Source organism: Lichenihabitans sp. Uapishka_5 (assembly GCF_033947565.1).
Lineage (GTDB): Bacteria > Pseudomonadota > Alphaproteobacteria > Rhizobiales > Beijerinckiaceae > Lichenihabitans.
In genome coordinates, this window is the sequence record NZ_JARPVX010000109.1 from 1 (window position 1) to 9,719 (window position 9,719).

The 9,719-nt window shown below is 68.1% G+C and carries 9 protein-coding genes and 1 pseudogene; 4 read left to right on the forward strand and 6 right to left on the reverse strand.

Translation table 11 applies throughout. The features are described from left to right. Positions 1-248 (forward strand): hypothetical protein (locus tag P7D22_RS20885; RefSeq protein ID WP_319936190.1); only part of this gene is annotated, 248 nt, incomplete at its 5' end. 4 nt (positions 249-252) lie between these two features. On the opposite strand, the gene murJ is transcribed toward P7D22_RS20885, so the two are convergent. The 3 genes from murJ to P7D22_RS20900 form a co-directional block, all read right to left on the reverse strand. Next, positions 253-1,782, reverse strand: a complete 1,530-nt coding sequence (murJ, locus tag P7D22_RS20890) for a murein biosynthesis integral membrane protein MurJ (RefSeq protein WP_319936191.1) — start codon at positions 1,780-1,782, stop codon at positions 253-255. A 115-nt stretch (positions 1,783-1,897) separates the two neighbouring features. Then, positions 1,898-2,392, reverse strand: a complete 495-nt coding sequence (locus tag P7D22_RS20895) for a ComEA family DNA-binding protein (RefSeq protein WP_319936192.1) — start codon at positions 2,390-2,392, stop codon at positions 1,898-1,900. Positions 2,393-2,646: 254 nt separating this feature from the next. Next, complete coding sequence (locus P7D22_RS20900; protein ID WP_319936193.1) at positions 2,647-3,246, reverse strand: superoxide dismutase; 600 nt, start codon at positions 3,244-3,246, stop codon at positions 2,647-2,649. 267 nt (positions 3,247-3,513) lie between these two features. Between P7D22_RS20900 and P7D22_RS20905 the strand changes: the two genes are divergently transcribed. Further along, entirely contained in the window at positions 3,514-4,464 is a 951-nt protein-coding gene (locus P7D22_RS20905) for a hypothetical protein (RefSeq protein WP_319936194.1), read from the forward strand. A 52-nt stretch (positions 4,465-4,516) separates the two neighbouring features. Here the strand turns inward: P7D22_RS20905 and P7D22_RS20910 are convergent, their stop codons facing one another. The 3 genes from P7D22_RS20910 to P7D22_RS20920 are packed head-to-tail and all read right to left on the reverse strand — an operon-like array spanning position 4,517 to position 7,384. Continuing rightward, on the reverse strand, positions 4,517-6,607 hold the full coding sequence (locus P7D22_RS20910; RefSeq protein WP_319936195.1) for a S9 family peptidase: 2,091 nt from the start codon (positions 6,605-6,607) through the stop codon (positions 4,517-4,519). Between the two features lie 9 nt (positions 6,608-6,616). Further along, positions 6,617-7,051 (reverse strand): SufE family protein, encoded by a 435-nt coding sequence (locus P7D22_RS20915; RefSeq protein ID WP_319936196.1) that lies wholly within the window; start codon positions 7,049-7,051, stop codon positions 6,617-6,619. A gap of 48 nt (positions 7,052-7,099) precedes the next feature. Next, positions 7,100-7,384: a hypothetical protein gene (locus P7D22_RS20920; RefSeq protein WP_319936197.1), complete on the reverse strand. Its 285-nt coding sequence runs from the start codon at positions 7,382-7,384 to the stop codon at positions 7,100-7,102. Positions 7,385-7,655: 271 nt separating this feature from the next. Here P7D22_RS20920 and P7D22_RS20925 point away from each other — a divergent pair, with 271 nt between their 5' ends. Next, complete coding sequence (locus P7D22_RS20925; protein ID WP_319936198.1) at positions 7,656-9,479, forward strand: PAS domain-containing sensor histidine kinase; 1,824 nt, start codon at positions 7,656-7,658, stop codon at positions 9,477-9,479. Positions 9,480-9,489: 10 nt separating this feature from the next. Then, positions 9,490-9,719, forward strand: a pseudogene (locus P7D22_RS20930) (hypothetical protein); the annotation flags it as partial.

The following is a 9,719-nucleotide window of genomic DNA, read 5'->3' on the forward strand; positions in this document are numbered from 1 at the left end:
TCCTGGGTCAGCCCGGCATCGGGCGGAGCTACCCGCGGGTGCGGACGCTCGTCGGGCTGGTCGAAACACTGCCGGTCGCGGCCGCCCGGCGTGTCATGGCGAGCCTCGCCGGAACCGATGCAGCGCCGCGGCGCCCTGCCCGGACCGAGGTTGCGACCGAACGCGGCGCCACCGTGCCGGCGGCCCGGACAGAGCCGCGTAGCGCCCCGGTGCGTCGGGAGGCTCAGCCGGCCCGCAAGGCCGGTTGACCCTTCAGGCCGGGCGGCGCCCCAGGCCCACCTTGAAGGCACGTAGCGCGCCCAACAGCACCGCGAGGTAGAGGGCGCCCCCGATCCCCGTGAGCGCCACCACATGGATCTCGTTGCCGAACGGCCGCCCGGCCGTGAGGACGGCCAGCCGCGGTTCGAGAAGCACCGCCGTGACTCCGAGGACCGCGGCTGCAACATCCACCGCGAGCGCCACCTTCATCAGGCTGTCGTCGAAGCGCATCGTGCCGCGACGAATGGCGAGACCGCACAGGACGGCCAAGTTGATCCAGGCCCCGGCCGCCGTGGCGGTCGCGAGCCCGACCGCGCCGAGCGGGCGGAACAGCACGAGTTTTAGCGCCAGATTGCAGCCGATGGCGATCAGCGAGGCCAGCATCGGCGTCCGCGTGTCGCCCCGCGCCTGAAAGCTTGCCACCGCCGAGCGGTTCAGCACCACGGCCAGGATGCCGCCCCCGTAGGCGGCCAGCACCGCGGCCGACGCCTGCGCGGCTTCGGCACCGAAGCGACCGCGCTCGAAGACGCCGCGCATGATCGGCCCGGGCACCAACAGGAAGGCAACGAAGAAGGGCGCCGTCAGGGCCAGCGTCAGAGCAAAAGTGCGGTTCTGTGCCGCCAGCGCCGCTTCCGGCTTGTTCTGCGCCAGGAGTCGCGTCATTTCGGGCAGCAGCACCGTACCGGCCGCGATGCCGATCACCCCGATCGGAAGCTGGTAGATACGATCGGCGTAATAGATCGACGACAGGCCGCCGGTCGGCAGCATCGACGCGATGATGGTATCGGCGAAGATGGCGAGCTGCACGCCGGCCGAACCGATCACCGCCGGCCCGAGGGCGCCAAAGAATTGCCGCACGTCGGCGGTCAGGCGCGGCCGCACCGGCCGTTCCAGCAGGCCGTGCCGCCGCGCCGACACCATAATGGAGCCGAGTTGCAGCACGCCCGAGGCCGTGAGGCCGACGGCCGCCGCCATGCCGGCATCGGGAAACAGGAACGCCATTCCCAGGAAGCCGATCATCACGAGGTTCTGGATGACCGGGTTGAAGGCCGCCGATGCAAACAGCCGATTGGCGTTCAGGGTGCCGCTATGCAGCGTCACCAGCGTCATGCAGAGCAGATACGGAAAGGTGATGCGGGTCAGCATCACGGCCGTATCGAACTTGCGGGGATCGTCTTCGAAGCCATGTGCCAGCAGGCGCACCAGTGTGGGCGTGAAGACGAGCGCCAACCCCAGCAGCACGACCTGGGAGATCAACAGGATCGAGAAGATCTGGCTCGAGAAGCCCTTCGCCTCGGCGACGCCCTCGGTTTCCAGCACACGGGCGTAGGACGGCACATAGGCCGCGTTGAAGGCGCCTTCGCCGAAGATGGTGCGGAAATGGTTCGGCAGGCGAAAAGCGACGAAAAAGGCGTCCGCCAGAACGCCGGCTCCGAGAATGGCGCCTAGCACCACATCGCGGATGAAGCCTGTCGCCCGCGATAAAAGCGTTAAGCCGCCGACGGAAAGGAAATGTCTGTACATGCACCCGGCGCGTTACGGCACGCCGGTACGAGGAGGACCGCCGACGCGGCCCCTTGTTGTGGCAAGGCTTAAGGTCGGTCAAGCATCGCGGTACAGGCGCGTTGGCCCAAGCCCATTATTGCGAAGCGACCTGATCCTTGATGCGATCGTAGACGCTCTTCCGAATGACGCGCTTGCCGACCAGATCTTCCACCGAGCGGTAGGGCCTGTGCTGCACGATGGTGCGGCCGATGTGCCCCGCGCCGGCCATGTTGTCGAGCGCCTCGACGGAGGCCGTGTTGATGTCGAGCTTCGCGCCGATGACCGCTGCCTCAGGCAACACAACGGGGGCTGCGGGCGCGACCACCGGCATTGCAGGCAAAGATTGCGCCGCCACAGACTGATCGGGCGCCACCGTTGCCGGACCGGTGATCTTGGCGGTGCCGTCGGACGGCGGATAAACCACCCGCACGGCCTTGTCGGCACGCACCGACACCGCATCGGTGTCGCTCGCAGCCGCCTGCGCCGCGCTGGTCACCGGCAGGGCATGAAGTGCCGGGGTCGGCAACAAGGTGGTCACGGCGACGGCGGCGCCGAACAGGACCACGAAGGCGGAGGTCAAACGAAGCATGGCGGGAAAATCGGTCTTTCCGAAAAAGCGTTCAGAACCGGAATGCCGGTGACGCCCAATGGTTCCTGACCGGGTCAGCGCAGCAGCCATGCTGATAAAGGTGAAATCCTCGTTAATCGCACCTGCCCGTTTCTGTTGCACCGGGCAGGGTCCCGCATTCATCAAGGCCGAAAGCCCGACCGGGGCCAAGGGACTTCCCTTGGCCCCGGTCGGATCTCGTCCAAGCAGACCATCGCTACTGGCGATGGAGCGCTTTACTTTGCGGCCTTGCTGTAAAGTTCGTCGACGTAATCCCAATTGGCCAGGTTATCGACAAAGGCCTTCAGGTAGTCGGGACGGCGGTTGCGGTAGTCGATGTAGTAAGAATGCTCCCACACGTCGACGCCGAGCAGCGGCGTGCCGCCGTGCACCAGCGGGTTCTCGCCATTGGCCGTCTTGGTGACCTCGAGCTTGCCGTCCTTCCAGGTCAGCCAGGCCCAGCCGGAGCCGAATTGCGTGGTGCCGGCCTGGACAAAATCCTCCTTGAACTTGTCGAAGGAGCCGAATGATTCCGTGATGGCCTTTTCGACCGCGCCCGACGGCTTGCCGCCACCGTTCGGCTTCATCCACTTCCAGAAATGGATGTGGTTGAAGTGCTGGCCGGCATTGTTGAACAGGCCGGCATTCTTGCCGAAGGAGCCCTTCACGACCTCCTCGAGCGGCTTGTCTTCGAATTCCGTGCCCTTCAGCAGGTTGTTGCCGTTGGTCACATAGGCCTGGTGGTGCTTGTCGTGGTGGAACTCGAGCGTCTCCTTCGACATGTAGGGGCCGAGCGCGTCATAAGCGTAGGGCAGTTCGGGCAGGGTGAAAGCCATCGGGTTCTCCTGTTCGGGATGAGCGTGCCGACCGGCGCGCCGTCCCGCATGAAGCTAGGTCGCTTTGCGGCGGCGGCAATCTCCGCCATGGCCTCCGGTGTTGCAAGTCTGCCGGTCGGTTTTACACGGCCCGGCTTTTCGGCTTATCTGCCCCGACCAGCGTGGGGCCGACGCCCCATGCGATCTCGCAGCGCGAGCCAAGGCACGCGCGGACGCCCGTGAGACCGCGCGTCAGGTGCGACCGGGACGGAACATGGGTGTTGGCCGATGACATGGCTGGTGTTTGGCGTGAGTTGCCTGCTGGTGCTGGCGGGCGCGGTGTCGATCATCTCCGGCGCGCCGATCATCCAGTTGGAACGCGGCTGGGCCGAGGTGATCTCCGGCACGGTGGCGCTTGCGAGCGGCGGCGTCGTCTTCGCGCTGGCCGGCATCCTGATGCGGATCGAGTCGATCCGCGACACGCTTGCGTCCCGCACCCTGCCGATGACGGCCGACGCCGTGCCGGCACTGCAGCGCATCGAGATGCCGGCACCCGCGCAGGAACCGGTGCCAGCCATCGTGGCACCGGCGGCCCGCCCGGAGCCGGCGGCCGAGGCCCCGGCGGCTGAAGCCCAAACCCCGCCGGCCATCGAGCCTTCGGCCGTCGAGGTCAAGGATCAGGCCCTGTGGAAGCGGGTCAAGCGTCCCGAGGGCGAGCAGCCAAGCCCCGAAACCTTGCGCCAGCACGGCTTCCCCGACCGCATCCTGCCCGATGGGCCGACCGAACCGACTTCGGTCGACGAAGCACCCGTGTTGGTGCCGGCCCATGCGGTTCCGGCCCCGACGATCCCGGCCCCGCCGGCCGAACCCGCGGCGGCCGAGACCGCCCCCGCACGCGAAGCCGGTCAGATCGGCTGGCTGGAGCGATCCTTGTTCAAGGGCCGGCCCGAGCGGGTGGAGCCGGCGATGCCGGCCTACGCGCCGCCATCTACCGAACGCCTCGCCTTTGCGGCTCCCGAGCCGACGGCCGCCGCCGAGCCCCAGCCGACGCCCGACCTCGCCAGCGAGCAGCACGGTGGCGCCACCGTGGTGGGCCGCTACCAAGCCGGCAGCGCCTCCTACGTGATGTATTCGGATGGCACCATCGAGGTGGAAACCGAAAGCGGCGAAACCCACCGGTTCGGCTCGATGGACGAGCTGAAGGCCTTTATCGCCCAGCAGGAATCCGCCGTTCCCTGAGGGTCGAGGCGACGATGAAGCGGCAGCGCCGCTTCACCCTTGGGCGGGAAGCTCAGCCGAGCCCGACGCAGGCCAGCGCGAAGGCGTACTCAAGCGCCACCTCCTCGAGCTGATCGAAGCGGCCCGAGGCGCCGCCATGGCCGGCCTCCATATTGGTCTTCAACAGGATCGGGCCGCCGCCCGTCATGGTGGCACGCAGCTTCGCCACCCACTTGGCCGGCTCCCAATAGGTGACGCGCGGATCCGTGAGGCCGCCGAGCGCCAGAATCGGCGGGTAATCCTGAGCCGACACGGTTTCATAAGGCGAATAAGCCCGCATCGCCGCGAAGACGGTGGGGTCGGTGATCGGGTTGCCCCATTCGAGCCATTCCGGCGGCGTCAGCGGCAGGTCGCCGTCGAGCATCGTGTTCAGCACATCGACGAAAGGCACGTCGGCGATCAGGCCGGCAAACAGCTGCGGCGCCCGGTTGGCCACGGCGCCGATCAACATGCCGCCGGCGCTGCCACCTTGGCCGACGATGCGGCGCGGCCCCGTCACCTTTGTGGCGATCAGGTGCTCGGCCGCCGCGATGTAATCCGTGAAGGTGTTGGTCTTGCGGTCGAGCTTGCCGTCCGCGTACCAGTGCCAGCCCTTGTCGGTGCCGCCCCGCACATGCGCGATCGCGAACACAAAACCGCGATCGACGAGCGACAACCGGTTCGCCCCGAAGGAAGCCGGCGTCGCATGGCCATAGGCCCCATAGGCGTAAAGCAGCAGCGGCGCCGTGCCGTCCTCGGGCGTATCGACGGCGCGCAACAACGAAATCGGCACCTGTTCGCCATCGGCCGCGGTGGCGAAGAGGCGCCGCGTCACGTAACGGGCAGGATCGAAGCCCGACGGGATCTGCCGTCGCTTGCGCAGCACCCGCGTGTCGGTCGCGATGTCGTAATCGAAGACCTCGTCGGGCGTCGCCATCGAGGCAAAGCTGAAGCGGATCACGCCCGTGTCGAACTCCGCCATCGATCGCAGCGACAGGCTGTAGGCCGCTTCGTCGAACCCGATGGCGTGCTCGTCGCCGGAGGCGAGGTGGCGGATGACGATGCGCGGCAGCCCGTCTTCGCGCTCGAGCCGCACGAGGTAATCGCGAAACAACTCGATGGCGATGATCATCCGGCCGCGCCGATGCGGCACGAGCTCCCGCCACGCGGTGCGGTCGGTGGAAGCGACGGGCGCCACCATGACCTTAAAGTCCTCGGCCTCGTCGGCGTTGGTCAGGATGAACACCTCGGTGCCGCGATGGTCGAGGTCGTAGCGAAGGCCGGCGTGCCGCCCAGCCACAAGCTGGGGCGCCGTTTCTGGGGCCTCGAGGTCGAGAAGGTACGCCTCGGCCGAATCGTGGTCGTGGATGCGGATCACGCCATAGCGCTTCGAGCGCGTTTCCGTCAGCGACACGAACCAGCCGGGATCGCCTTCTTCGAACACGAGCCGGTCGTCCGCCATGTCGGTGCCGAGCCGGTGAAACCTGACCCGCGACGGCCGATGGTTCTCATCCACCGTGACATAAAAGAAGCCGCTGCCATCGGCGGCCCAGACGGCCGTGCCGTCCGTTTCGCCGACGAGGTCCGGCAGATCCAGACCGGTCGCGAGGTCGCGCACCCGCAAGCCATAGAGTTCCGACCCACGCTCGTCGGCGCTCCAGGCGATTCGCGTGTGGTCGGGCGACCGTTCGGCGCCGCCGAGATCGAAGAACGCCTTGCCTTTGGCGAGGAGGTCGCCGTCGAGCAACACCTGCTCGGGGCCGCCGTCGCGTGGGTGCCGGCAGATGATCTCGTGCTGGCCGCCGTCTCGGTGGCGCGTGTAATAGGCCCAAGGCCCGTCCGGCACCGGCACCTCGGCATCGTCCTCCTTGATGCGCCCCCGCATCTCGGCCTGCAGGCGGCGGCGCAGGTCGACCGTGTCGGACAGCACGGCATCCGTATGGGCGTTTTCAGCCTGAAGCACGGTGCGGATTTCGGCCGGCAGTTGCGTCGGGTCACGCAACACCTCCTGCCAGTTGTCGGCCCGCAGCCAGCCATAGGGGTCGGTCAGCTGGACGTTATGAGCGACCTGATGGGAGTCGCGGCGCGGCACGACAGGCGGCGAAGCGGAACGAAGCGATACCATGATGGAGCCTCAAGCCTGGCCGACGACGGGGGTGGAGGCCTGGGCCGCCTGGGCGTCGGCCTTGATGCGCTCCACCATGGCGCGGACGCCGTTCGAGCGCTGCGGCGTCAGATGCTCGCTGAGGCCGAGGCGGCGAAACGTGTCGCCGGCATCCCGGGCGAGGATCTCGGCCGGCCGGTGACCGGAAAACAGCGCCAACGTGATGGCGATCAGGCCCTTGACGATGTGGGCGTCGCTGTCGCCGACGAAATGCAAGGCGCCCCCCTCGGTCGGCCGGGTGTCGAGCCAGACCTGGCTGGCGCAGCCTTTCACCCGGTTGGCTTCGTTGTGGCCGTCGGCCGGCATCGGCTCGAGGTCGCGGCCGAGCTCGATGATATAGCGATAGCGATCGTCCCAGTCGTCCAGCACGTCGAAGTCGTCGATGATGCGTTGGATGTCGGGCATGGCGATCCTTGAGGCGCGCGGTCGCGCCTCAAGGGCGCCTGAGCGTTGTCATGTAAGGGAGCGACCGCCGAGCGCAACCGGCAGATCGCGAGCGGGGCCGCGGCGCGGTGGCACCTGCGCCCGACGGGTCGCTATGGGCGCCAGCGCGCCGAGGCCCTGCGTCACGGCGGCGGCGCAAAGGTCCGGGCGGGCCTGGCAGGCATGGCCGGCCAGCGTGGCCGCCACGGCCCCGTCGGGCAGCAGATGGGGCGAGCGGGCCTGGGGCGGCAAGCGCTGGATCGCCATGACGCTTGCCACGCCGACACAAAGGCACGCCCGCGTCCAGAACAGCATTCGGCTCCTCCCCCTTGGCCCGACCTCACCTTAGCGGCTTCGGCTCAAGGCCGGGTGGCCTCGGTCGGAAGAAATGCACAGCTTTGCGTAACGCGCCGTCAACCCTGCCCGGCGGTCGGGCGGCAGCCGCGACGCAAGCAACGGCCTTCGCGGCTTGGTTCCATCGCATGGTCGGTGTTTTCCCGACAGACTTAGGGTTGCCTTAAGCGCCGCCTGCGACAGTCGGGCGGTCAGGCGTCGGTGTTCCTTCGCGCTTGTCGCGGAGCGTTGCGTGACCGTCCAAACGTGCCTCAAGGATCATCTCGGCAGGCTCGTGCACCCCTCCGTCCAGGGGGCGCCGGCAGAGGCGCTGCAGCATGCCTTCTTCATCGGCACGACCGCCGCGCTGAGCGGTCTCGCGCTGATGCTGGTCCCGCTTTTCCTTGCGACCGGCCACCTGCCCGGCTGGCGTGACGCCCTGACCCTGGCCTGGCTGGTGCTGCCGCTGCTGGCCGCCGCCCATGTGTCGAACACCGGCCGCCTCGTCGATGGCAAGATGGTCGTGGCGTTGGCCTGGACCGGGCTGGGGCTGACGAGCTTCTGCTCCGGCGCCGCGACCCTCGGTGCCGCCGCGGCCGTGCTGCTGCTGGTGCCGCTCGAAGTGCTGACCGGCAGCAACCGACGTCTCGCGGCCCGCCTCACCGGCGTCGCGCTGGCGGGTCTCGGCGGTCTCCTGGTCTGGAGCGTCGCAGCAGCGCACGGCTTTCTTCAAGGCCGCGCCGACGTGCTGGTAGTCGCCTTCGCGGGCCTGCGGGCCGCCGCCCTGGCGGCCGAGGGGGCCAGCGTTGCGGAAGCGTCCGATGTCGCGCGGCGCCTCGATGCGCAGCGATACCGTGTTCTGTCGGAAGCGATCGGCGATCTCGTGTTGCGCTACGACCGCGCCGGCCTGGTGCTGGCCGCGAGCGGCGCCTCCGAGCGCTTGTTCGGCATCCCGTCGCCCGAGCTGATGGGGCGTGGCTTCTTCGAGCGCGTCCATGTCGGGGACCGACCCGCCTTCATGCAGGCCGTCAGCCAGGCCGCCACCGGACGCGACAGCGTCACGGTCAATCTGCGCCTGCGCATCAGCAGCTTCGAGCCCAAGCCCGGCCACTACAGCGAGCCGGTCTTCGCCTGGGTGGAGGTCCGCACCCGGCAGTTCGACGAAGGTGCCACCGACCTTGGGACCGAGGGCGGCCCCGTGGTGGTGGCGGCCGTGCGCGACATTACGGTGCGGGTGCAGCACGAGGCCGAGATCGAGCGGGCCAAGCGCGATGCCGAACAGGCCAATGCCTCCAAGGACCGCTTCATCGCCACGCTGAGCCACGAGCTCCGAACACCACTCAACGCCATCATCGGCTTCGCCGAAATGCTTGCAAGCCCGAATCTCGCCCCGAAGGATCCGGTCAAGCGGCAGGAATATGCCGCCATCATCGGCACCTCGGGCCAGCATCTTCTGGCCGTGGTCAACAGCCTGCTCGACATGTCGAAGCTCGACGCCGGCAAGTTCGAGCTTTGCTGCGAGCCCTTCGACGTGGCCGACCTGATCGTCGGCTGCTGCGACATGGTCGGGTTGAAGGCCGAAACACAGCACGTCACCCTGCGGCGCGAGATCGCGCCGGGACTCGACCCGCTCACCGGCGACCGTCATGCCTGCAAGCAGATCGTGCTCAACCTGCTGTCGAACGCGTTGAAGTTCACTCCGCCGGGCGGCCAGGTGACGGTGTCGAGCCGGCCGGACGGCAATGCCGTGCTGATCTCCGTGGTGGATACCGGCATCGGCATGGTGCCACGCGACCTCGCCAAGCTCGGCGACCCCTTCTTCCAGGTCCGCAACGATTACGACCGGCCTTATGAAGGCACGGGCCTCGGCCTGTCGGTGGTGAAGGGCCTGGTGGGGCTGCATGGCGGCACCATCACGGTGGAAAGCGCTCCCGGCGAAGGCACCCGCATCAGTGTCAGGCTGCCGCTCGATGGACGCCGACATCAGGGGACCTCAGCCAAGATCGAGGTCATCAACCGTTACCCGCGCCCCGGCGCCGCTGCCCTCGAACCCCCGAAGGTCCAGAAGATTGCGTGAGGCTCTTGCCATGGCGGGACGACCCGGCCGACCCCCGTCCCCTGCCACCCCGGCCCGCAAGGGTAAGGCCACGGCGGCGCGCCCCGTCGCCAAGCCGACCTTGATCGGTCGCGTGTTCGCGCGGCCCGGCATGATCGTGGCGGGCGCGAGTTTTGCCGCCGTGATGACCGGCATCGTGGCCAATGCGCTGGTGCTGCAGCGCGGCCACCATCCGTCGCCGCTGTTCAGCCCGCCCGCCGT

Excerpts from the sequence above, each read along its gene's own strand:
- murJ (WP_319936191.1), bottom strand. The coding sequence starts at position 1,782 with ATGTACAGACATTTCCTTTCCGTCGGCGGCTTAACGCTTTTATCGCGG.
- P7D22_RS20895 (WP_319936192.1), bottom strand. The coding sequence starts at position 2,392 with ATGCTTCGTTTGACCTCCGCCTTCGTGGTCCTGTTCGGCGCCGCCGTC.
- P7D22_RS20900 (WP_319936193.1), bottom strand. The coding sequence starts at position 3,246 with ATGGCTTTCACCCTGCCCGAACTGCCCTACGCTTATGACGCGCTCGGC.
- P7D22_RS20905 (WP_319936194.1), top strand. The coding sequence starts at position 3,514 with ATGACATGGCTGGTGTTTGGCGTGAGTTGCCTGCTGGTGCTGGCGGGC.
- P7D22_RS20910 (WP_319936195.1), bottom strand. The coding sequence starts at position 6,607 with ATGGTATCGCTTCGTTCCGCTTCGCCGCCTGTCGTGCCGCGCCGCGAC.
- P7D22_RS20915 (WP_319936196.1), bottom strand. The coding sequence starts at position 7,051 with ATGCCCGACATCCAACGCATCATCGACGACTTCGACGTGCTGGACGAC.
- P7D22_RS20920 (WP_319936197.1), bottom strand. The coding sequence starts at position 7,384 with ATGCTGTTCTGGACGCGGGCGTGCCTTTGTGTCGGCGTGGCAAGCGTC.